This is a genomic window from Mycolicibacterium sp. P4_G11 (genome assembly GCF_056555145.1).
The window spans coordinates 275,593-297,081 of the sequence record NZ_JBFUJW010000003.1 but is presented as its reverse complement, the minus strand read 5'-3'; the positions used below and the strand labels follow the sequence as shown (position 1 = coordinate 297,081).

The 21,489-nt window shown below is 65.8% G+C and carries 22 protein-coding genes; 12 read left to right on the top strand and 10 right to left on the bottom strand.

Annotation, left to right across the window (positions count from 1 at the left end):
* Positions 1-73: 73 nt before the first annotated feature.
* Genes nrdH through AC1U2B_RS07370 form a run of 5 tightly spaced genes read left to right on the top strand, consistent with a single transcriptional unit; the run spans position 74 to position 4,878 of the window.
* Entirely contained in the window at positions 74-313 is a 240-nt protein-coding gene (gene nrdH / locus AC1U2B_RS07390; RefSeq protein WP_020104016.1) for a glutaredoxin-like protein NrdH, read from the top strand.
* A 31-nt stretch (positions 314-344) separates the two neighbouring features.
* Positions 345-788, top strand: a complete 444-nt coding sequence (nrdI, locus tag AC1U2B_RS07385) for a class Ib ribonucleoside-diphosphate reductase assembly flavoprotein NrdI (RefSeq protein ID WP_043395140.1) — start codon at positions 345-347, stop codon at positions 786-788.
* Positions 755-2,923 (top strand): class 1b ribonucleoside-diphosphate reductase subunit alpha, encoded by a 2,169-nt coding sequence (gene nrdE / locus AC1U2B_RS07380; RefSeq protein WP_480216273.1) that lies wholly within the window; start codon positions 755-757, stop codon positions 2,921-2,923. The genes nrdI and nrdE overlap by 34 nt, the downstream gene beginning before the upstream one ends.
* Positions 2,924-2,948: 25 nt before the next feature.
* Positions 2,949-3,704: an NUMOD3 domain-containing DNA-binding protein gene (locus tag AC1U2B_RS07375; RefSeq protein ID WP_480216272.1), complete on the top strand. Its 756-nt coding sequence runs from the start codon at positions 2,949-2,951 to the stop codon at positions 3,702-3,704.
* 1 nt (position 3,705) lies between these two features.
* On the top strand, positions 3,706-4,878 hold the full coding sequence (locus tag AC1U2B_RS07370) for a threonine synthase (protein WP_480216271.1): 1,173 nt from the start codon (positions 3,706-3,708) through the stop codon (positions 4,876-4,878).
* Here AC1U2B_RS07370 and AC1U2B_RS07365 read toward each other — a convergent pair.
* The 7 genes from AC1U2B_RS07365 to AC1U2B_RS07335 form a co-directional block, all read right to left on the bottom strand.
* Positions 4,817-5,491, bottom strand: a complete 675-nt coding sequence (locus tag AC1U2B_RS07365) for a response regulator (protein ID WP_480216270.1) — start codon at positions 5,489-5,491, stop codon at positions 4,817-4,819. The two genes, AC1U2B_RS07370 and AC1U2B_RS07365, sit on opposite strands and share 62 nt — an antisense overlap.
* A complete protein-coding gene (locus AC1U2B_RS07360) occupies positions 5,481-7,121 on the bottom strand; it encodes a sensor histidine kinase (RefSeq protein WP_480216269.1) in 1,641 nt (546 codons plus the stop codon). Before AC1U2B_RS07360 ends, AC1U2B_RS07365 begins: the two co-directional genes overlap by 11 nt.
* A 50-nt stretch (positions 7,122-7,171) precedes the next feature.
* Positions 7,172-8,524, bottom strand: a complete 1,353-nt coding sequence (locus AC1U2B_RS07355; protein ID WP_480216268.1) for a CitMHS family transporter — start codon at positions 8,522-8,524, stop codon at positions 7,172-7,174.
* Positions 8,525-8,675: 151 nt separating this feature from the next.
* Positions 8,676-9,080 (bottom strand): VOC family protein, encoded by a 405-nt coding sequence (locus tag AC1U2B_RS07350; protein WP_480216267.1) that lies wholly within the window; start codon positions 9,078-9,080, stop codon positions 8,676-8,678.
* A gap of 129 nt (positions 9,081-9,209) precedes the next feature.
* Positions 9,210-10,091: an exodeoxyribonuclease III gene (locus AC1U2B_RS07345; RefSeq protein ID WP_480216266.1), complete on the bottom strand. Its 882-nt coding sequence runs from the start codon at positions 10,089-10,091 to the stop codon at positions 9,210-9,212.
* Positions 10,088-10,687 (bottom strand): YdcF family protein, encoded by a 600-nt coding sequence (locus tag AC1U2B_RS07340; protein ID WP_480216265.1) that lies wholly within the window; start codon positions 10,685-10,687, stop codon positions 10,088-10,090. The genes AC1U2B_RS07345 and AC1U2B_RS07340 overlap by 4 nt, the downstream gene beginning before the upstream one ends.
* Positions 10,688-10,734: 47 nt before the next feature.
* Positions 10,735-11,121 (bottom strand): DUF5997 family protein, encoded by a 387-nt coding sequence (locus AC1U2B_RS07335; RefSeq protein ID WP_043985142.1) that lies wholly within the window; start codon positions 11,119-11,121, stop codon positions 10,735-10,737.
* A 51-nt stretch (positions 11,122-11,172) separates the two neighbouring features.
* On the opposite strand from AC1U2B_RS07335, the gene AC1U2B_RS07330 reads away from it, so the two are divergent.
* Positions 11,173-12,018, top strand: coding sequence for a hypothetical protein (locus AC1U2B_RS07330; protein WP_480216264.1), 846 nt, complete (start codon positions 11,173-11,175; stop codon positions 12,016-12,018).
* On the opposite strand, the gene AC1U2B_RS07325 is transcribed toward AC1U2B_RS07330, so the two are convergent.
* Positions 11,991-12,713: a hypothetical protein gene (locus AC1U2B_RS07325; protein ID WP_480216263.1), complete on the bottom strand. Its 723-nt coding sequence runs from the start codon at positions 12,711-12,713 to the stop codon at positions 11,991-11,993. The two genes, AC1U2B_RS07330 and AC1U2B_RS07325, sit on opposite strands and share 28 nt — an antisense overlap.
* A 60-nt stretch (positions 12,714-12,773) precedes the next feature.
* Between AC1U2B_RS07325 and AC1U2B_RS07320 the strand changes: the two genes are divergently transcribed.
* From AC1U2B_RS07320 to AC1U2B_RS07310, 3 genes are all read left to right on the top strand, one after another.
* Positions 12,774-13,502: a LysR family substrate-binding domain-containing protein gene (locus AC1U2B_RS07320; RefSeq protein WP_480216262.1), complete on the top strand. Its 729-nt coding sequence runs from the start codon at positions 12,774-12,776 to the stop codon at positions 13,500-13,502.
* A 46-nt stretch (positions 13,503-13,548) separates the two neighbouring features.
* Positions 13,549-14,262, top strand: coding sequence for a TetR/AcrR family transcriptional regulator (locus AC1U2B_RS07315; RefSeq protein WP_480216261.1), 714 nt, complete (start codon positions 13,549-13,551; stop codon positions 14,260-14,262).
* A gap of 114 nt (positions 14,263-14,376) precedes the next feature.
* Complete coding sequence (locus AC1U2B_RS07310; RefSeq protein ID WP_480216260.1) at positions 14,377-16,047, top strand: PE-PPE domain-containing protein; 1,671 nt, start codon at positions 14,377-14,379, stop codon at positions 16,045-16,047.
* 3 nt (positions 16,048-16,050) lie between these two features.
* Here AC1U2B_RS07310 and AC1U2B_RS07305 read toward each other — a convergent pair whose 3' ends face one another.
* The gene (locus AC1U2B_RS07305; RefSeq protein WP_480216595.1) at positions 16,051-17,247 is read right to left on the bottom strand and encodes a geranylgeranyl reductase family protein; all 1,197 of its coding nucleotides are present in this window, start codon (positions 17,245-17,247) and stop codon (positions 16,051-16,053) included.
* Between the two features lie 234 nt (positions 17,248-17,481).
* Between AC1U2B_RS07305 and AC1U2B_RS07300 the strand changes: the two genes are divergently transcribed.
* From AC1U2B_RS07300 to nrdF, 3 genes are all read left to right on the top strand, one after another.
* Positions 17,482-18,216, top strand: coding sequence for a TetR/AcrR family transcriptional regulator (locus tag AC1U2B_RS07300; protein WP_043985139.1), 735 nt, complete (start codon positions 17,482-17,484; stop codon positions 18,214-18,216).
* Positions 18,217-18,312: 96 nt separating this feature from the next.
* Positions 18,313-19,824: a flavin-containing monooxygenase gene (locus AC1U2B_RS07295; RefSeq protein WP_480216259.1), complete on the top strand. Its 1,512-nt coding sequence runs from the start codon at positions 18,313-18,315 to the stop codon at positions 19,822-19,824.
* Positions 19,825-19,958: 134 nt separating this feature from the next.
* On the top strand, positions 19,959-20,921 hold the full coding sequence (gene nrdF / locus AC1U2B_RS07290; protein ID WP_276555802.1) for a class 1b ribonucleoside-diphosphate reductase subunit beta: 963 nt from the start codon (positions 19,959-19,961) through the stop codon (positions 20,919-20,921).
* An 84-nt stretch (positions 20,922-21,005) separates the two neighbouring features.
* Here the strand turns inward: nrdF and AC1U2B_RS07285 are convergent, their stop codons facing one another.
* A complete protein-coding gene (locus AC1U2B_RS07285) occupies positions 21,006-21,476 on the bottom strand; it encodes a hypothetical protein (RefSeq protein ID WP_480216258.1) in 471 nt (156 codons plus the stop codon).
* Positions 21,477-21,489: the final 13 nt, after the last annotated feature.

The following is a 21,489-nucleotide window of genomic DNA, read 5'->3' as shown; positions in this document are numbered from 1 at the left end:
GAAAGCGATAACCCGTCAGTTGCCAGCCATGTTCAGTTCAGCTTCCAGGCCTTCGAAGAGGAGTCGTACCGAGATGACCGTCACCGTGTACACCAAGCCGGCATGTGTGCAGTGCAACGCCACCTACAAGGCGCTGGACAAGGCGGGCATCGCTTACGAGAAGGTCGACATCAGCATCGATGACGAAGCCCGTGAGTACGTGCTGGCGCTCGGCTACCTGCAGGCCCCGGTCGTGGTGACCGACAGCGAGCACTGGTCGGGCTTCCGCCCCGACCGGATCAAGGCGCTCAGCACCGTGGCGGTCACCGCCTAGCAACCAACCAACCGGGGGAGGAGAAGGAACAGTGAGCAATCTCGTCTACTTCTCCAGCGTGTCGGAGAACACCCACCGCTTCGTCCAGAAGTTGGGCATCCCGGCCACTCGCATCCCCCTGCATGGCCGCATCGAGGTCGACGAACCCTACGTCCTGGTGCTGCCGACCTACGGCGGCGGGCGGGCCACCCCGGACGTCAACGACGGTGGCTACGTACCGAAGCAGGTCATCGCCTTTCTCAACAATGAAAACAACAGGTCGTTGATCCGCGGCGTTATTGCCGCGGGCAACAACAACTTTGGTGCTGAATTCGCTTACGCGGGCAATGTGGTCTCCCGTAAGTGCGGTGTTCCGTACCTCTACCGCCTTGAACTCATGGGAACCCCGGACGACGTCACTGCCGTTCGTGAGGGTCTGGAAGACTTCTGGAAGGAACTCTCGTGCCACCAACCGTCACAGCTGCAGAACCGATAGCCGCCACCACGCACGCGCTGCCCGGTGAGAGCGACTACCACGCTCTCAACGCGATGCTCAACCTGTACGACGCGGACGGCAAGATCCAGTTCGACAAGGATGCGCTCGCGGCGCGGGAGTACTTCCTGCAGCACGTGAACCAGAACACGGTGTTCTTCCACAGCCAGGACGAGAAGCTCGATTACCTGATCGAGAAGGAGTACTACGAGCGCGAGGTGCTCGACCAGTACAGCCGCAACTTCGTCAAAGAGCTGCTGGACCGGGCCTTCGCCAAGAAGTTCCGTTTCCCAACGTTTTTGGGCGCGTTCAAGTACTACACCAGCTACACGCTGAAGACCTTCGACGGCAAGCGCTACCTGGAGCGCTTCGAGGACCGCGTCGTCATGGTGGCCCTGACCCTGGCCGCCGGTGACACCGAGCTGGCCGAGAAGCTGGTCGACGAGATCATCGACGGCCGGTTCCAGCCGGCCACCCCGACGTTCCTCAACTCGGGCAAGAAGCAGCGCGGCGAGCCCGTGTCGTGCTTCCTGCTGCGCATCGAGGACAACATGGAGTCCATCGGCCGCTCCATCAACTCGGCGCTGCAGCTGTCCAAGCGCGGCGGCGGAGTTGCGTTGCTGCTCAGCAACATTCGCGAGCACGGCGCGCCGATCAAGAACATCGAGAACCAGTCCTCGGGCGTCATCCCGATCATGAAGCTGCTGGAGGACTCGTTCTCCTACGCCAACCAGCTCGGTGCCCGTCAGGGCGCGGGTGCGGTGTACCTGCACGCGCACCACCCCGACATCTACCGCTTCCTCGACACCAAGCGCGAGAACGCCGACGAGAAGATCCGGATCAAGACGCTCTCGCTGGGCGTCGTCATCCCGGACATCACGTTCGAGCTGGCGAAGAAGAACGAGGACATGTACCTCTTCTCGCCGTACGACGTGGAGAAGGTCTACGGGGTGCCGTTCGCCGACGTCAACGTCACCGAGAAGTACTACGAGATGGTCGACAACGGTGCCATCCGGAAGACCAAGATCAAGGCCCGCGAGTTCTTCCAGACCCTCGCCGAGCTGCAGTTCGAGTCGGGCTACCCGTACATCATGTACGAGGACACGGTGAACCGGGCGAATCCGATCGCCGGCAAGATCACCCACTCCAACCTGTGCTCGGAGATCCTGCAGGTCTCCACCCCGTCGGAGTTCAACGAGGACCTGTCCTACGCCAAGGTGGGCAAGGACATCTCGTGCAACCTGGGCTCGCTGAACATCGCGAAGGCCATGGATTCGCCGGACTTCGCGCAGACCATCGAGGTGTCGATCCGGGCGCTCACCGCGGTGTCGGATCAGACCCACATCTGGTCGGTGCCGTCGATCGAGCAGGGCAACAACGACTCTCACGCCATCGGCCTAGGCCAGATGAACCTGCACGGCTACCTGGCTCGTGAGCAGATTTACTACGGCTCCGACGAGGGCATCGACTTCACCAACATCTACTTCTACACGGTGCTCTTCCACGCGCTGCGTGCCTCGAATCGCATTGCGATCGAACGCGGTTCGAAGTTCGGTGGTTTCGAGAAGTCGAAGTACGCCTCGGGTGAGTTCTTCGACAAGTACACCGAGCAGGCGTGGGAGCCGAAGACCGACAAGGTGCGCCAGATCTTCGCCGACGCCGGCATTCACATTCCGACGCAGGACGATTGGCGTTCGCTGAAGGAGTCGGTGCAAGCGCACGGCATCTACAACCAGAACCTGCAGGCTGTTCCGCCGACGGGCTCGATCTCGTACATCAACCACTCGACCAGCTCGATCCACCCGGTCGCGTCGAAGATCGAGATCCGCAAGGAAGGCAAGATCGGCCGCGTCTACTACCCGGCGCCGTACCTCACCAACGACAACCTGGAGTACTACCAGGACGCGTACGAGATCGGCTACGAGAAGATCATCGACACGTACGCCGCCGCCACTCAGCATGTGGACCAAGGGCTTTCGCTGACGCTGTTCTTCAAGGACACCGCCAGCACCCGCGACGTCAACAAGGCGCAGATCTACGCCTGGCGCAAGGGCATCAAGACGCTGTACTACATCCGGCTGCGTCAGATGGCTCTGGAAGGCACGGCCGTGGACGGTTGCGTCAGTTGCATGTTGTGATGATTGGTCGCTGACAGCGGGTTTCATGACTGGTAGAACTCCGACCGGAGGCCTGATCTATGGGGTCAGGCTCCGGTCGGAGTTCGTTTATCGCTATGTCGGCCTCACGACGAAAACCGCGCAGTTGCGGCTTCGGCAGCACCTGAAAGTCGCTTGGGCCGGGAGAAAAACGCCGTTCTATGACTGGTTGCGAAAGCAGCAGCGCGAAGATTTGATCGTGGACCCCCTGGACTGGACAGATGGACTCGACGAGCTTGGCGAGGCCGAGATTGCGTGGATATCCCTTCTTCGGCAGGAGGGGCATCCACTGCTGAACCTCGCGGACGGCGGGCTCGGACCGACTGGCGTCGAATGGACCGCAGCGATGCGGGAAGCAGCGAGGATTCGGTCGACCGGTCGTAGGATTCCCAGCCGATTCGGTGAGGACGCCCCGTTCTATCAACGCGAGCACTCAGCCGAGCAACGAGCGAAGTGGTCGGCCTCACGTAAAGGCACGAACGTTGGTGCTGACAATCCGAACTACGGGAAGTTTGGTGCTGACCACCCCAGCTTCGGTCATGTGATGTCGGAAGAGGCCAAGGCCAAGCTTTCAGACCAGCGAAAAGGCGCTGGAAACCCGAACTTTGGCCGAAGTGCCAGTGCGGAAACGCGTGCCAAAATGTCAGCGGTCCGAAAAGGGCGCCCTATGCCGTCGAGCCGACGCAGTGCTCATACGCGCTATCACACGAATCGGGGAATCAAGAAAGACACCTGCCGGCACTGCATTGAAGACTCGAGTTGAATTGAGCGAATCGCACATTATCGACCGCAGCGGCCGTCGTTACCCCGCTGACCAACCTCGATGGCGTGGTGATGACGGCGGGCCGCTGGTCTTCGAGGCGCTGCCGGGTATCGGCCGCGAGCAGATCGACACCGCGGTCAACTCCCAGTGGCGCTATCGCGCGGCGCTGCCAAATCCTTTGGCGCACATCGAACCGGTGACCCTGGGCGAGGGGCGGACACCGTTGATCACCCGGACCTTCGACGGTATCGACGTCGGCCTGAAAGTCGAGTCGATGAACCCCACCGGCAGTTTCAAGGATCGCGGCGTTGCCGTGATGACGACTGCCCTACGTCAGCAGGGGATCGGCCGGGCACTCGAGGATTCGAGCGGTAACGGGGGATCTTCCGTCGCCGCGTACTGTGCGGCGGCGGGCATCGAAGCTCACATCCTTGTGCCCGCGGCCACCTCGCCGAACAAGATCGTGCAGAGCCGACTGCACGGTGCCAACATCGAATTGGTCTCGGGTACCCGGCAGGAGGTGGCGGACGAGGCCGTGCGCCGGGCCGAAACATGTTTCTACGCAAGCCACAATTGGCACCCGTACTTCCTGCAAGGCATCAAACTCATCGCCTATGAGATCTGGGAGGACCTCGGATTCCGTGCTCCCACCGCGGTTCTCGTTCCTGCCGGCGCCGGCAGTCTGGTCCTCGGCTGTGCTGTCGGATTTGGTGAACTGTACAGAGCCGGCGAGATAGACCGAATGCCGCGAATCCTCGTCAGTCAGCCGCAGAACTGCTGCCCGCTCGTCGTCGCCATCGAGCAGGGCCGGGCTGAGGTTGTTGAGCATCGATGGTCAACGACCCTCGCCGAGGGCACAGCCATCGCGAAGCCGGTGCGGGATCGTGAAGTCCTGCAAGCGATCCGGGATACCGGTGGGACGGCTGTCGCGGTCCCTGAGGACGAATTGCTGCCTGCGGTGGGTGAATTCGCCCGCACCGGCCTGTTCGTCGAACCCACCAGCGCGCAGGTCTTGCCGGCGCTGCGCCGGCTACGGGCAGCCGGCGAACTCAACGCCGCAGACACGATCGTGGCGGTACTCACGGGATCAGGGCTGAAGGCCAGTCACTTGCTCACGCAGGGGAGTAGCGCTGGCGAGGTCGGCCGGTGGAGCCATACTGCAGGCCCATCGTGAGGGTGCCGGCCCGCACCAGATCCGCGAGGTAGCGCCGCGCGGTAGCCGGGGAGACGCCCACCAGCTGCGCGATCTCGTCCGCCAGCAATGGTTCGCCCGCCTTGCGCAGCGCGTCCACGATCAGGCGCTCGGTCAGTGAGGCGCCATCGTCCTTCTTGGCGGTCGGCCGCTCGGACCGCAGCAGCGAGGCCGCCGAGTCCACCTGCTCCTGGGTCAGGTGTGGGCCCTCGAGGATCCGTCGATACGCCGTGTAGGCGGCGAGGCGCCGCGCCAACTCCGTATTCGGAAACGGCTTGATGAGATATTGCAGGGCGCCCGCGGCGAACCCGGTCCGGATGTTTGCCGCATCGTCCGCGGCACCCAGGATGAACGCGTCGCAGTGCAAGCTACGCACCAGGTCGATGCCGGAGCCGTCCGGTAGGTAGACATCTACCAGCGCCAGGTCCACCGGTGCCTGCGCGGCGTCGGCGCGGGCCACGATGGCCGTGGCTTCCGCGACGGTCCGCGCCGAGCCGACCGTGACCAATCCGACCATCGAGTCCACCACCGAGGCGTGCAGCGCGGCGACCCGAAAGTCGTCGTCCACCACCAGGATTCGCAGGTCACGCGTCATCGCTCAGAACACCTCCCGGAATCGTGGCCAGCACTGTGGTCGGTTCGCCGTCGGTCCCGCCGCCGCGCGCGGCGACGACGACGTCCCCGCCGTGCCCACGCGCCACTTGCCGCGCGATGGTCAGGCCCATACCGCGGCCGCCCGGCACCGTCGGGTCGAGTCGGGTGGTGACCCCATCCAGGAACGGGTCGTCGACGGTGAACCCGGCGCCGGTATCGGTCACCACGATCACCAGATCGTGCCCGTCGCGCAGCAGATCGAGCTCCACGACCGGAGGCTGCGCATGCGAGGTATCGGCCGCCGCGTCGATCGCGTTGTCGAGCAGGTTCCCGACCACCGTCGTGGTATCCACCGGGTGGGCGAGCGTGCCGACCAGTGCCGTCTCTTCGCCCACCCGCAGCACGACGCCGCGCTCGTGTGCACGGGCCGCCTTCGCGCCGACGAACGCCCGCAGATGCGGCTCGTCGAGGCGTTCCAGACCCGGTACCGGGGCCACGCCGGCTTGCCCGGTGATCTCGTCCAGGTAGCTCAGCGCCTCGGCGGTCCGGTCGTCGCGTAGCAGGCCCGCCACCACGTGCAGGCGGTTCGCCGACTCGTGGCGCTGTGCCCGCAACGCTGAGCTCATCGCTTGGACCGAGTCCAGCTCCCGGGTGAGCGCCTCGATGTCTGTGCGGTCCACGGCGGTCAGCACCGTGCCCAGGTCGGTGCCGTCGCGGTGCACCCGCCGGGACGACACCAGCACCACACGTTCGTTGACTGCCGCGGCCACCGGCACCGTCGTCGGCTCCGCCGCGATCGCTGATACGCGGGGGGTCAGGCCCAGATCGCGCAGCGGCGTCCCAGGTGCGGCGGTGATCCCGAGCAACTCCCGCGCGCGCTCGTTGATCACCCGGGCGATGCCTTCCGCGTCGATCGCGATGACTCCCTCCGCGCCCGAATGCAGGACCGCGTCCTGCTCGCGGATCAGCTCGGCCATCTCCTCGGGCTCCAGGCTCAAGGTGAGGCGGCGCCACCGCCTGGTCAACAGAGCCGAGCCGATAGCCCCCACTGTCAGCGCGATCGCCACCAACGTGATCAGGAGCACCAGGGTCCGGTGGGTGGCACGATTCACCGTATCCATCGGCACTCCGACACTGACCAGGCCAACGACGGTGCCGTCCGGACCGCGGATCGGTGCCTTCGCGCGGACCGAATCGCCGAGCGTGCCCTGCTGCACGGTCAGCTCGGCCTCGCCACCGAGTACGGCGGACGGATCGGTGCTCAGGGGCTGGTCCAGCAGCGTCGCGTCGGGATGTGCGATGCGATAGCCGGCGTCGTCGGCGATGACCACGAACAGCACCCCGGTACGGGCGGTGATGGCCGCGGCCTGCTGCTGCAGCGGGGCGGCAGCCAACTCGGCAGCGGAGGCGGGGTGCCCGGCCCGACGCGCCGCGGATTGGGCGGCAGCACCGGCCCGGACCTCCTGATCCGAGGCCACTGTCTCCGCGATGGCCTGGGCGCGGCGCGCAAATTCGGTTCGGGTCTGCGTATCGGTGCGGTGGATGATGATGCCGAAACCGGCGGCCAGGCTGGCGGTCACGATCACCATCTGCAGGATCAGGATCTGCGTGCGTAATCGGATCCTCGGCATGATGGTCGAGGCTATCCCCGCGGACGACGGCTCGGCCGCGGATCGGCGCGTCAGAGCGGTATCTGGCCGAGGGCGACGCCGACCACCAGCATGGTCAGCGAGACCACCGCCGCGCGCCACAACACCTTCTTGTGATGATCGGCCAGCCCCACGCCGGCGAGCGCGACCAGTAGCAGGATCGCCGGGACGAGCGGGCTTTGCATATGGAACGGCTGCCCGGTGATCGAGGCCCGCGCCATCTCGGCCGCGCTGATCCCGTAGTGACTCGCGGTCTCCGAGAGCACCGGCAGCACGCCGAAGTAGAAGGCGTCGTTGGACATCAGGAACGTGAACGGGATGGACAGCACACCGGTGATCACACCGAGGTGCGGACCCATCGACTCAGGGATGATGCCGGTGACCCAGGTGGCCACCGCCTCCACCATGCCGGTGCCCTTGAATACTCCGGTCAGCACAGCTGCGGCGAGCACCATGCCCACTACCGACACGATCGACGACGAATGCCGGGTGATCGCTGCCTGTTGCTCGGCCACCTGCGGGAAGTTCACCATGAGGGCCACCGCGGCGGCGATCATGAACAGCACCGGGATCGGCAGGATGTCCATGGTGAGCACCGCGAGCAGCGTGACGGTGATTGCCGCGTTGAACCACAGCAGTTTCGGTCGGGCGAACTCGCCGGAGACGGCGCCCGAGTCGTCGGCGGCACCCTCGAATGCGTCGCCGACGCTGCGGCCCGTTGGTTCCAGGCCGCCACCGACGCCGGCCAGGACCCGCTCGCGAACCACGATCGAGCCGATCCGTTTGCGCTCCATCAGTCCCAGGTGCCACGCGAAGACCAGCACGATGAACATGCCGGCGATCAGCGACGGGATCATCGGGACGAACACCTCGGACGGAGAGATCTTCAGTGCGGCCGCCGCGCGCGCAGTCGGGCCGCCCCACGGCAGGATGTTCATGGTGCCGTTCGCCAACCCGGCAACCACGGTAAGCACCACCGGGCTCACACCCAGCTTCAGATACAGGGGGAGTAGCGCGGACACCGTGACGATGAAGGTGGTCGAACCGTCACCGTCGAGCGAGACAACCGCCGCCAGCACCGCGGTGCCGATCACCAGTCGCGCCGGATCGCGATCCACCATTCGGATCACGGTGCGGACGACCGGATCGAACAGTCCGACGTCGATCATGATCCCGAAGAACACGATCGCGAAGAACAGCATCGCGGCGGTGGGCGCCAGGTCCTTGATGCCGTCGGTGATCATCTTCCCGATCCCGGTGCCCGCCCCAGCCAGCAGGCCGAAGGTCACCGGAACCGCGATCAAGGCCACGATGGGTGTGGCGCGCTTGGTCATGATGACGACCATGAATGCGGCGACCATGGTCAGGCCGAGGGCAACCAACATCAGCTATCTCCTGAGGGTGTGGCTGGAGCAATCTCAGAAGGGTCGCTGTAACCGGCATCACAATGCGAGCTTGTACGTATTAGTCGGGCTTTTGCGCGTTTCGCTCAGGGTTGTGCTGCCCGCGCCGACAGCCAGATCCCGTGGCCTGTTGCTACTCGGACACACCTGCCGCCACGGGTGTCATGCAGAAGATCTGCCAGGAGTGGCCGTCGAGATCGTTGTAGCTGCGGCCGTACATGAAGTCCTCGTCGTCGGTGTCACCCACCGTGCCGCCGGCGGCGAGGGCGCGGTCCACGAGCCCATCCACGCATTCACGGCTGTCGACGCCCAAACAGACAACGCATTCCTTCTGCGACGCGTCAGCGGTCTGGACCGGATGCAAGGAGTCGAAGACGTCGCGCTGTGTCAGCATCGCGAATTGGTTCTCACCGAGCACCAGCGTCACGGCGTTGTCGCTGCTGAAGTTCTCGTTGAACGAATAGCCGAGGCCGGTGAAGAACTGCCGCGAGCGCGCGACGTCGGCGACGGGCAGGTTGATGAAGAGCATGGGGTGCATCGGGCAACTCCTGTGGTCCGCGGCGCCCGGACGCGGGGCCGCCACAGAGGTAGACCGCCCACCCGCGCAGAACTCATCGTGGGCGCGAAGATGTTCCGATGTCGACCGGTAGCCCCGCGCGGCCGGTGTTCAGGGAAAGGCGTACCGCACGACCACGGGCGCGTGATCGGACAGCCGCGCGCCGGGTTCGGGTTCCTTGTCGACGGTCACCGACACGGCGGTCCGCGCGAGCCGCGGCGTGGCCAGGTGGTGATCGATCCGCCAGCCCACGTCCTTGACGAACGACTCGCCGGCCCAACTCCACCAGGACAGCGGCCCGGGGCGGTCGCCGTGCAACGTCCGGACCACGTCGACGAGCGTGCGCGGCCCGATCTGTGCGTCCAGCCAGGCGCGTTCCTCAGGGAGGAAGCCCTCCATCTTCTGCGCGGGCCGCCAATTGGTCACGTCGTGCGGAAGATGGGCCAGGTTCAGGTCACCGAGCAGCAGGAACTCGCGGCCCGCCTGGAGCGCCGCCCGGCGGTTCCGGCTCAACTCACGCGCGAACGCCCCGAGGAAGCGCATCTTCCGGTCGTACTTGGCGCCGCCGTCAGGCACGTCGCGGATATTGCCGGGCCGCTGTAGGTGCGCGGGCAGGCCGCCCTTCGGCAAGTAGAGGCACGCCACCGTGAGTGGAGCGTCCGCGAGGTCGACCTCGAGGTACCTGCCCTCGTGCGCGTAGGCCGCGAGGCCTCGAGTGCGCGGCGGATGTGAGACCCAGGTCCGTACGTTCGACGGTGCCTCGCGCGTCAGGATCGCGACGCCGTTGCGGCCCGGGATCGAGCCGCAGTCGATTGCCGCGCGATAACCGTCGAACGCGCCGACCTCCTCGGGCGGGCAGCGCAACTCCTGCAGGGCCACCACGTCGAGCCCCCGCCCGGCGAGCCAGGCGTCGAAGCCGCGACGGCGTGCCGCCCGGACCCCGTTGACGTTGAACGTGGCGATGCCCAGCGGCGGGTTCGGCGTGTCAGTCATCGGACTAACCCCTGCCTTGCTCGTGCGCGTCGCTGTCTGTACTTCTCGAAGCCCAGTGCCGCCAGGTGCACGGGCCCGTATTCGAGCGGGATGTAGTCGCGGGCCCGTACCAGTTGCTGTGCCAGTTGCGGTGATTGGTCGTGAAGAATCTGCCGAGCACGGCGGGCGTGAAATGTGTCCGACGCGATCTTGATCGCCGGGCCGTCGGCCACCAGCGGTAGTGAGTTGATGATGTTCTCGACCGTGGTGCGTGACTGATCCTCGATGACCACGTTGGCCGTCGGGACACCCAGGGAGCCAATGGCATAGTCGGCCATCATCTGCGCTTCTGCGATCTCCGTGCGCACCGCGCCGCCCGAGAAGATGAATCGGGCGCGATGAGGATCGGTCGAGCGCACCGCGATCCGTACGCGCCACCGCAGCATCGACGGAATCGGATTGCCCAGCACCAGAACGTATTCGCCGTCGACGATCTGGTGGGGATCAGTGGCGTTGGACGACAGCCACTCCCGCGAAGCCCGCCACGTCACCCACTCGGCCCAGCCGAAGACCGCGACCACCGCCCACGGCTTCCAGTGGCCGGTTGGGACACGCAAATCACGAAAGAGCTTGCGAAAACTGGCCATTCGGCGGGCGCTGTGAATCAGCCCTCGCGAGCCTGATCCGCGTGCAGGGCCTTGATGCGCCGCTGTTCGCGCAGCACGGTCTGGTAGCTCTCGCGCTCGATGACCAGCCAGTCGGGCATCTCCTCGAGCAGGGCGTCGATCTGCTCGGTGGTCAGCGCCTTCTCAACGTCACCGCGTGTCAGGCCGGCGATCGAGATGCCCAGCTTGGCCGCCACCAGGTTCTTGGGGTGCGGCCCGTTCTTGCGGAGGTCTTTGAGCCACTGCGGCGGGTCCGCCTGCAGCGCGGCGAGCTCGTCGCGGGTGATCGCGTTCTCCTGGAACTCCGCAGGCGTCGCGGGCAAGTAGACGTCCAGCTTCTTCGCCGCGGTGGCGGGTTTCATGGACTGCGCGTTGGGCCTGCTCATGGGCATCAGCCTATCGGTACGTCGCTGGGATAACCCCGTACGATCCGCGAGGTGGAGTTTTCGACGCTGGATCTCGCGACACGCAAGTTCTGGCGGGCGACCGGACGAGGCGTCGACCTTGATAGCGGCGAGTCCTGGCTGCAGGCGCCGCTCGGATCCGCAGGCGGCGGGAACAGCTGGCTGCTCGAGGAAGCAGCTCGGCGCGGTGGGGCCCTGCTGGACGGCGATCCGGACGCCGGCCTGCAACCCGATCTCGAGGGTCTTTCCGGGCCGGGGTTCGACGCCGCGGCTGTCCACCCGATGATTCACGATTTCTACACACACACGGCGCGGTGGCGCATGGAGGTCTGGAGCAGCTGGTCGCCGTTGTTCTGGCCGGGCGGTGAGCTGATTTCGCGCGTGTTCGGCAAGCGCGTGCAACAACTGGCTCTGCCGATGCGACCCCTCGATGTGGCGCGGGGCATCGACGGCCGGGTTTCGGTGATCACTGACGGTGGCGGGGCGCAGGTTGCCGCCGGCTGGATTCGGACCCTGCGCGGCAACGGTGACACCGTGTTCAGCGGATGTTATTCGCGCAGAACGCTTCCCGGTGCCGAGCGGCCGAGCGTGCATGTGACGTTCCCGTTGGAGGAGGGCAACGTTCAGGTGTTCCTGCAGCCGCAGCACCTGCCGGACGGCGGCCTGCGACTGTCCTCACCGGCGGGCCCGTGGGGTGCCGAAGGGGCGTACGTCCTGGTGCGCGATCGCGGGCGCTATTTCGCGCGGCGCGCGCCCGTGCATGAGACGTTCGACCTCTACGTCGACGGTGAGCAGGTGCTCCGCACCGATCATGTGCTGCGGATGTGGAACATGCCGGCCGTCCGCCTGCACTACAAGCTGGAACGCCGCGGGACGTAACCGGTACGCCCGTCCCAACTGCCGTGCTCGGACAGCGGCCGGAACCGGTAGGTCGCGAACTCGCGGTGAAAGTCGCGGCGGCGCCGTTCTGCCATCGCATCGGCATGTCGAGCCGGGTCGAGGACCTCTGCCGCGGCACCCCGGCCGTGCACCATGTCCGTCATCGCCCGAACCGAGCTCCAGATCGAGAAGGTGGAGATCGAGCGGGGCGGGCGCATCGCGGCCAGTGCCAGGGTGGCCTCCGGATGGTCGCGGACCAGCCGCTCGACCGGCTTGCCCCAGGTGAGGAAGCGGGGGACCTCGGGCAATCGCATCCGGGCCAGGGTGACTGCGACGACGGGCTCGTCGTCGTCGGAGACATCGGCCTGTTGCGGCAGGCCGGGGAGCGCCGCCAGCGTGGACCAGCGTCGCAGGAACGTCATCCGGACGTGCCAGCCCGCGGCGAACCGCGCGCCGGAACCGGCCAGAAATTCGTCGATCGCGCTCTCGTCGTCCCAGCGGGCGAACATCGCCAGCCGCCGCAACTGCAGTCGGTCGGGGGAGACGGTCGGCGCACCGAGACGCATCAACGACAGGCACTCGGCGTAGTGCAGCCCCGCCACCTGGTCCGGCCGCGGCGGTCGTCGCAGTAGCGGCACCGTCGCAGTGGCAGGCATCTCGACGAGATGGAACGTGAAGACGCCAAACCCGGTCATGCCTCAATTATCGGCGCCGACGGCGAACCACCCGACACACGTTTGGGTAGCGTGATGGCCGTGAGTTCGCCCTCGTTGACCCTCGGGTACGTCCCCGGCGGGACGCCCGCGAAGTGGGCGCGGATCTGGGCCGATCGCCACCCAACGGTCCCGCTGGTGCTGCACCCCGTCACCGCGGCGGATGCGGCCGACGCACTGCGGGCCGGGACCATCGACGTCGCTCTGCTCCGGCTGCCGGCGGACACGACCGGACTGGCCGTCATCGCGCTCTATGAGGAGGCGACGGTGGCCGTGGTGCCGACCGATCACGTGCTCACCGCCGTCGACGACATCGCTGCCGCGGACCTCGACGGCGAGCCGATCCTCATCCCGCTCGACCATGTCGTCGCGTGGGCGGACGCGCCCGGTAACCCGGTCGATCATCGGCCCGAAACCACCGAGGACGCAATAGAACTCGTCGCCGCCGGGATGGGTGCGCTCATCGTTCCGCAGTCACTGGCGCGGCTGTATCACCGCAAAGACCTCACGTACCGGCCGATCACCGACGCGCCCACCTGCCCCGTCGCGCTCGCCTTCCCGGAAGGGGAGCAGCCGGAGCTGGTCGAGGAGTTCATCGGCATCGTGCGGGGCCGCAAGGCCAGCTCGTCGCGGGGGCAGGCCGAGCCGGCGCCGAAACGCAGCGCGCGGGAAAAGACCCTCGCGAAGCAGGCTGCCCGTGCCGCGGCCGGAAAAACTGCGGCCGGCAAGGCCGCCCGCAAGCCGGGCAAGGCGCAGCGCGGCCGGCGCTGACGTCGACGTAGTCGCCGTTGGTGCGGCGCCACTACACTCCGGGGCCATGGGCAAACCGCCGGCGGCCACAGGCAACAGCACCACCGCGCCACGATCCGCGACGTCGCGGAGCCCGCGGACGATACGTGGTCTCGACGCCGAGCAGCGCCGAATCCACCGTCGGGAACAACTGTTGGCGTCCGCATTCGAGCTGTTCGCCCGCGACGGCTATGCGAACACCTCGATCGAGCAGATATGTCAGAACGCATTCGTGGGGAACAAAGCGTTCTACGAGACGTTCGACAGCAAAGAAGACTGCTACATCGAATTGCTCCGTCAGATCGCCGAGCGGATCGAACGTCACGTTGTCGAAATCCTCGACACCACAACCGCTGACAATGACGCGATGGTTGAGCAGCTGTTGTCGGCGTTCGCTCATGCCCTGGTCGATGACCCCCGGATCGCGGTGGTGGCTTTCGGGGAATGTGCAGGCATCTCGCCACGGGTCGAGCGTCAGCGCCGCGAGAATAGACGTTGGACTGCAACGTTTCTCGAAGAGCTTTGGCGACGTCGCGAGTTCCCGGAGAGTGCCGGCCGCGCCGCTGTCGACTTCCATGCGCTGGCCGTCCTGACCGTCGGCGGCCTGTTCGAGGCGGTGGCCGACTGGCTGCACGACCGCGAAGCCGATGGTGATTCGCACCCGAGCATCGACACCCTGATCGGCAATCTGACCGGCTTCATGGCAGTGGTCAGGGCCGGTATCGCCGCCTCATTGCGCTGATCGCTGTCCCGTCATACCTTCCGCGCACCGATCGCGGGCGGTTTTGAGCAAGACTCCTTGTTTTTAAAAAGGAGCCTTGTTTGGACTGGGTGATTGCAATAGTGTCCTGCGGCTATGGGGGTTGACTCAACGCAACAGCAGCACTGGACGGCCACGGTTTTGGTGAGGGGTGTCGCGGTCGGTATTGCCGCGGCAACGGTGGTCGGTGTGTCATCGCCGGGAGCTCCGATCGTGTCGCAGGCGGCGATACGGCTCGTGGACACCACGATCGGAGTCGGTGGATCCTTCGACCCGTTCGGGTTGAGCATTCCGTTGTTCTTCTACGGAACGTCTGTCCCGCAAGGAGATTCGTTCCACGTCGTGCCGTACCCCGGACAGATCAACCTCGAGTGGCCGATCGTCTCCGAGCTGCCGGGTCTGTCGGACATTCCCTACTGGCCGCACTCTCTCAAGCAGTCCGAACGCATCGGTGCCGGATATCTCGAGCAGGACATCGCCAAACAGGCACCCGGTCAGAAGATAACGATTCTCGGCATGTCCCAAGGGGCCGAGGTCGCCGAGATCGCGCGCGCCGATATGGCCAAGAACCCGGACTATGTTGCGCACGCCGGAGACTACGCATTCAGCCTCATCGGCGATCCGTACCAGCCGAACGGCGGCATCCTGTCGCGCTTCACCACGTGGAATCACGTGCCGATCCTTGGGGATCTGTTTCCGCTCGGACGGCCCGGGCCGTCGGACAGCCCGTTCCAGACCACCGTCTACCAAAATCAGTACGACGGATTCGCCGACTTCCCGGCCTATTTCAATCCACTGGCCATCGCCAACGCCCTCGTGGGCATCCTGTTCGAACATGTCCTCCCGGGTTATGCGCTGGAACCGAAGAGCAGTTCCAACACGGTCACCACCACCGTGGGCAACACGACCTACGTGACCTTCCCACAACGCCTGCCGCTGCTCGCGCCGCTGCGCCTTGTCGCGTCCGTGATCGGGGCGCAGCGTCTCGTCGACGCCATGGACCCCGTACTTCGCGTGTTCATCGAAAGCGCCTATGACAGGACTGCGGACCCCAGCCAGGTCAAGGAGTTCAGCTGGACGACACCACAGGCCAACTTCAGTGCCGCCATCAAGGCGCTGCCTGGAGCACTCCAGCAGTCACTGGACATTCTGCGCACCGGCAGCTTCAAGCCAACACTGCCGCAACCGACCGTCGACGCCACCGAACCGACGACACCCACCACGGACCATCCGGCGCGGCCGGTCGATACCTCACCGCTGGCCAAGGCCATTCGGCAGTCGGTGGTGAATCTGACTGCGGCACTGACGAATATCACCCGTCCGGTCGCCAAACTGTTGCAGGTCGTCGGGGGTCAGAAGCCGTCGGCGGCAACGGCGCCGAGCACTGCCTCGGCGGTCGCCGCCTCATCGACGGCGGCCCCACCGGCGCTGCCTACGGGCGGCAGCTCACTTCGGGCGACAGCAACGCCAACGTCGCCCGCGAAGTCGCAGGCTGCGCCGCAGGCAGCCGTCACCACGCAGTCGAAGCCATCAAAGTCTCGACAATTGCGGAGACCAACGGCAGACTCCCTCGAGCCCGCCCGGGCGCCCCGCGAACAGCGCGAGCAATCCGCTGACCCCGGTCGGGACACCGACGCTGCGCCTCCGGCCGCCAAAGCCGACGGCCGTCGTCGCGATTCCGCCGGGGCCACAACCAAATCCGACGCGCCCGCGAGTGTGAAGGCCGATCACGCGCCGTCACGTAAGGGAGCCAGGCCGGCCGCGTGACTTTCAGGTATGCGCCGGCCCCTCGGCCTTCTTGTACAGCGACTTGAGCAACAGATCGCGGAAGGCGCGGCTGTCGACTGCTCTGCGCCCGGCGCCGGCCACCATCGGGATACCGGCCAGCTTGTGGAAGAAGCGGCCGCGCCGATATTCGCGGCCCCACGCGGATTCGATGCGCTGCTGGTAGTTGGTGAAGTCGTCGGGACTACCGTTCATGAGCGCAGCGATGGCGCATTCGCCTGCGGCCAAACCGGATTCGAGCGCCTTGGAGATGCCGGCACCGGAGGCGGGTTTACCCGCGCCCAACGCGTCGCCGGCGAACAAGACCCCGGGCCGCCACGGCGGCCACGTGGTGAACCCCATCGGCAACCGCCAAGCCCGCACGCTCTTGTTCTTCTTCAACGCGTCGATCGACGGCAGATCCCAGTCGCGCGGCAGTGTCTGCAGAAAGTCACCGAGGAACCGGGTCGCGTTGATGGCCTGCCAGTTCCGGTAGCTGTTGACGTAGCCGAGCCCAATATTGAAGGTGCCGTTGCCCATTGGGAAAACCCAGCCGTAGCCGGGTAACTGGTCGCCATCGAAGACGAGCTTGAGATAGATCTCCAGGGCATCGGAGTCGGGACGGTCGGCCGGCATCTCGGCGCGTATCGCGATCGCCGAATAGCCCTGGTAATCCGACTCGACATGCAGCGCCCGTTTGATCGGCGAGTACGCACCGTCGGCCGCGATGACGGCGTCGCCGTGCACGGTCTCGCCGTCTTTGAGGACCACACCGGTGACCCGGCCGCTGTCATTGCACTCGATGCCCGACACCTCGGTGTCCTCGCGTACTTCCGCGCCCGCGGCGGCGGCGTGGCCGAGCAGCAGGGCGTCCAAATGGGTACGGCTGACGGTGCAGCCGTGGTCGGGCATGCCAGGGCGGCGGGGGAACGACAGCTCCCACCGGTGTGGGCTGAACACCGTGACCCGATTGATCTGGTGGAACTCGGCGACCTGTTTCGCCAGGCCCATCTTCTGCAGGTAGCTGACCCCGCGGGCGGTCAGGCCGTCACCGCACGGCTTGTCGCGCGGGAACGTGGCTTTGTCGAGCACGACCACACTCGCGCCGGTCTGCGCGGCTTGCCAGGCAGCGGCCGATCCCGCCGGACCTCCGCCGGCAACGACGACGTCGTACCGCTGCACCATGTGATCAGTCCCTGTCAGGCCGGTACTTTCGGGCGAGGCCTGAGGCCGATGCTACGCGCGAAGCCTGTCGGCCGCCTGGGTGCGACAACGCGCCGGCGCATGTGACGTTCGCCGCGCCGGGCGGTCTGAGCAGGTCAGAATTGCCTGGCCCGGTACAGTGGCGGGGTGCGCAGGCCATCTCTTCCACGTACCGGCATCCAGGCCGGGGTGAAAGTACCTGGTGTGCCGGGCGTGAACGTTCCCTCGGTCACCGTGCAGGTGAAGGTCACTCCGCCCAAGGGTGCGCCCGAGAAAGTCGATGCGCGCAGCGAACGCTGGCGCGAACATCGGCTGAAGGTCCGCGAGGAGATCGTCGACGCCGCGTTCCGCGCGATCGACCGCCTCGGTCCGAACGTGAGCGTGCGGGAGATCGCCGAAGAGGCCGGTACCGCCAAACCCAAGATCTACCGGCACTTCGCCGACAAGTCCGACATGTTCTCGCAGATCGGCGAGCGGATGCGGGACATGTTGTGGGCGGCCGTCATTCCGTCCATCGACATCGAGCACGATTCGACGGGGCAGATCATCGGTCGCGCCGTCGAGCACTACGTCGACCTGGTGGACCAGCACCCCAACGTGGTGCGCTTCCTGCTGCAGGGCCGGTTCGCCGACCAGTCCGCCGCCGCGATGACGACCGTCAACCGGGGCCGCGACATCACCCTGGCCATCGCCGCCATGATCAGCGGCGAGCTCAAGGACATGGACCTGGACTCGGCGATCTTCGAGCTGGCCGCGTTCACGCTCTTCGGGGCGGCCGCCTCGGCGACCGACTGGTGGCTCGGCGGCAGTGACGACACACCGCGCCGGCTGCCCCGCGACCAGTTCGTCGCGCACATGACCACGATCATGATCGGTGCCATCAACGGCACCGCCAGGCTGCTCGGCATCCGGTTCGACCTCGACCTGCCGGTGCACGACGCGGTGCGCCGCGAAGAATCCGTCGGCTGACGGCACTCCTGCGCCACCGCGTGCGTTGACACCTCGGCGGCCTGACCGGAGACTGTGAAGTATCCGGTACCGCCGTTCCCAGGAAAGAGCAGGTTCATGACGGTCTCCGAGCAGTCTGCCGATATTGATGTCGCCGCCGTGCCAATCGTGACGCGGGCGGTGATCATCGGGTCCGGCTTTTCCGGGTTGGGCATGGGCATCGCGCTGCGGAAGCAGGGCTTCGGCGAGCGCGACTTCCTGATCCTGGAGAAGGCGGGCGAGGTCGGCGGCACCTGGCGCGACAACACCTACCCGGGTTGCGCGTGTGACATCCCGTCGCACATGTACTCGTTCTCCTTCGAGCCGAAGGCGGACTGGACGCACATGTGGTCGTTCCAGCCCGAGATCTTCGACTACCTCAAGGGCGTCACCGACAAGCACGGGCTGCGCCGCAACATCCGCTTCAACACGCACGTCGACCGCGCGCACTGGGACGAAGACGAGCGGCGCTGGCACATCTACGACGGCAGCGGCCAGGAGTACATCGCGCAGTTCCTCATCTCCGGAGCCGGCGGATTGCACATCCCGTCCGTTCCCGAGATCGACGGCAGTGACGAATTTGCCGGTGTCACTTTCCATTCCGCGCAGTGGGACCACAGCGTCGACATCACCGGCAAGCGCGTCGCGGTGATCGGCACCGGCGCCAGTGCCATCCAGATCGTGCCCGCCATCGTCGACCAGGTGGCCGAGCTGCACCTGTACCAGCGCACCCCGGCCTGGGTCATGCCTCGGCCCAACAACGCTTTCCCGGAGTGGATGAAAGACACCTTCCGCCGGGTGCCCGGTGCTCGCGCGTTGATGCGCGCCGGCATCTACTGGATTCACGAAGGCGTCGGCTTCGCGATGACCAAACAGCCGCGACTGCTCAAAATCGGTGAGCTGCTGGGCAAATGGAACATCAACCGCAGCGTCAAAGACCGTGAACTGCGTCGCAAGCTCACGCCGAACTATGTGGCGGGCTGTAAGCGAATCCTGAACTCCGACACCTACTATCGCGGCATCGCCAACCCCAAGACGCAGGTGTTCACCGAGGGCATCGAGCGGATGACGGCCAACGGCATCGTCACCCGCGACGGCGTCGAGCATCCGGTCGATGTGGTGGTGTGGTGCACCGGTTTTCACGTCACCGACTCGTACACCTACGTCGACATCAAGGGCCTCGGGGGAGAGGACCTGGTCGACCGCTGGAATCGCGAGGGCATGGCTGCGCACCGCGGCGTCACCGTGGCGAACATGCCGAACCTGTTCTTCCTGCTGGGGCCGAACACGGCGCTGGGGCACAACTCGGTGGTGTTCATGATCGAGTCGCAGATCCGCTACGCCGCGCAGGCCATCGCCGCGGCGGACAAAGCGGGCGCCGCCGCGCTGATGCCGAGCCGGCGCGCGCAGGACGACTACAACGCCGACTTGCAGCAGGACCTGGCCGGCACCGTGTGGAGCACGGGAGGTTGCCACAGCTGGTACATGGACGAGCACGGCGTGAACCGCACGCTGTGGAGCGGCATGACCTGGCAGTACTGGCTCGAGACCCGGAAGTTCCAGTCGGCGGAGTACGAATTCATCCGCTGAATCGGCCTCACCGGCGCGACACGAAAACACAACTTTTAGCGGTGTTCGTCGAAGGTAAACACCAGGGGTAGTGTCTGTGGTGCCAGCTCGGCAAACACAGTTCCAGGTGAAATGGGGTCACGGTGTCTGAAGGTATGAAGCTGATCGACAGGGCCTCCGCGATCAACTGGAACCGTGTGCAGGATGACAAGGACGCCGAGGTCTGGGACCGCCTCACGGGCAACTTCTGGTTGCCGGAGAAGGTGCCGGTATCCAACGACATCCCGTCCTGGGGCACGCTGACCGACAGTGAAAAGCAGCTCACCATGCGCGTTTTCACGGGTCTGACGCTGCTGGACACCATCCAGGGCACCGTGGGCGCCGTCAGCCTTATCCCCGATGCGCTGACCCCGCACGAGCAGGCCGTCTACACGAACATCGCCTTCATGGAGTCGGTGCACGCCAAGAGCTACAGCAACATCTTCTCGACGCTGTGCTCGACCGTGGAGATCGACGAGGCGTTCCGCTGGTCGGAGGAGAACCCGAACCTGCAGCGCAAGGCCGAGATCGTCATGAAGTACTACCGGGGTGACGAGCCGCTCAAGCGCAAGGTCGCCTCGACGCTGCTGGAGAGCTTCCTCTTCTACTCGGGCTTCTACCTGCCGATGTACTGGTCTTCGCGCGCCAAGCTCACCAACACCGCCGACATGATCCGGCTGATCATCCGTGACGAAGCGGTGCACGGCTACTACATCGGCTACAAGTACCAGCGTGGCTTGGCCATGGTCGACGAGGCCAAGCGGACCGAGCTCAAGGACTACACCTACGAGCTGCTGTTCGAGCTGTACGACAACGAGGTCGAGTACACCCAGGACCTGTACGACGGCGTCGGCCTGACCGAGGACGTCAAGAAGTTCCTGCGCTACAACGCCAACAAGGCGCTGATGAACCTCGGCTACGAAGCGCTGTTCCCGCGCGACGAGACGGACGTGAACCCGGCGATCCTGTCGGCGCTGTCCCCGAACGCCGACGAGAATCACGACTTCTTCTCGGGCTCGGGTAGCTCGTACGTGATCGGCAAGGCCGTCAATACTGAAGACGCGGACTGGGACTTCTAGACGCGGTTCAGTGCTGTGATTGCGGGGCGTATCGGCTTGCCGAATGCGCCCCGCAGTTATTTGGCTCGGCGTTGGTGCAGGCCGTCAGGCCAGCGGCGGCACCGGGTTGATGGTGAACCCGAATTTCGTCAGTGGCTCAAGCGATTTCCGCGCTTCCGGCGAGGCCACTGCGAAGGTGATGATCGCCGTCTGATCGCTGACTGCGGACGCGAACAGCGCCATGAAATTGCGCTGCAGCGCCGAGGTCATGTCGCTGTTGGCGGTCCACTGCGAGATCCACAGACCATTGGTCAGGCCGGGATTCACCGCGCTCGCGCAGGTGCCCGCCCGCACCGCGCCCGGCCAGTCGCGCGCCGCGATGGCGGGATCGTCTTGCGTGAAACTGCCCGGCGCACATACGGATTTCTGCCAGTCGTTCAGCACGCCGGTGACGCCGGGGGACACCGGCGGCGGTGCCGGGTCAGGGTCGGCATGTGCGACGCCCACCGGCAGCAGGGCGATGGCCACGCCGACGAGAGCCAGCCGGGACAGCGGAGCGCAGCGGGTGGGCGTCATGATCAAAGTAATA

Bases quoted from the DNA above. Each gene is read 5' to 3' on its own strand.
- nrdH (WP_020104016.1), top strand. From the start codon at position 74: ATGACCGTCACCGTGTACACCAAGCCGGCATGTGTGCAGTGCAACGCC.
- AC1U2B_RS07375 (WP_480216272.1), top strand. From the start codon at position 2,949: ATGACTGGTAGAACTCCGACCGGAGGCCTGATCTATGGGGTCAGGCTC.
- AC1U2B_RS07365 (WP_480216270.1), bottom strand. From the start codon at position 5,491: ATGACGCGTGACCTGCGAATCCTGGTGGTGGACGACGACTTTCGGGTC.
- AC1U2B_RS07360 (WP_480216269.1), bottom strand. From the start codon at position 7,121: ATGCCGAGGATCCGATTACGCACGCAGATCCTGATCCTGCAGATGGTG.
- AC1U2B_RS07355 (WP_480216268.1), bottom strand. From the start codon at position 8,524: ATGTTGGTTGCCCTCGGCCTGACCATGGTCGCCGCATTCATGGTCGTC.
- AC1U2B_RS07350 (WP_480216267.1), bottom strand. From the start codon at position 9,080: ATGCACCCCATGCTCTTCATCAACCTGCCCGTCGCCGACGTCGCGCGC.
- AC1U2B_RS07345 (WP_480216266.1), bottom strand. From the start codon at position 10,091: ATGACTGACACGCCGAACCCGCCGCTGGGCATCGCCACGTTCAACGTC.
- AC1U2B_RS07335 (WP_043985142.1), bottom strand. From the start codon at position 11,121: ATGAGCAGGCCCAACGCGCAGTCCATGAAACCCGCCACCGCGGCGAAG.
- AC1U2B_RS07325 (WP_480216263.1), bottom strand. From the start codon at position 12,713: ATGACCGGGTTTGGCGTCTTCACGTTCCATCTCGTCGAGATGCCTGCC.
- AC1U2B_RS07315 (WP_480216261.1), top strand. From the start codon at position 13,549: ATGGGCAAACCGCCGGCGGCCACAGGCAACAGCACCACCGCGCCACGA.
- AC1U2B_RS07310 (WP_480216260.1), top strand. From the start codon at position 14,377: ATGGGGGTTGACTCAACGCAACAGCAGCACTGGACGGCCACGGTTTTG.
- AC1U2B_RS07295 (WP_480216259.1), top strand. From the start codon at position 18,313: ATGACGGTCTCCGAGCAGTCTGCCGATATTGATGTCGCCGCCGTGCCA.
- nrdF (WP_276555802.1), top strand. From the start codon at position 19,959: ATGAAGCTGATCGACAGGGCCTCCGCGATCAACTGGAACCGTGTGCAG.
- AC1U2B_RS07285 (WP_480216258.1), bottom strand. From the start codon at position 21,476: ATGACGCCCACCCGCTGCGCTCCGCTGTCCCGGCTGGCTCTCGTCGGC.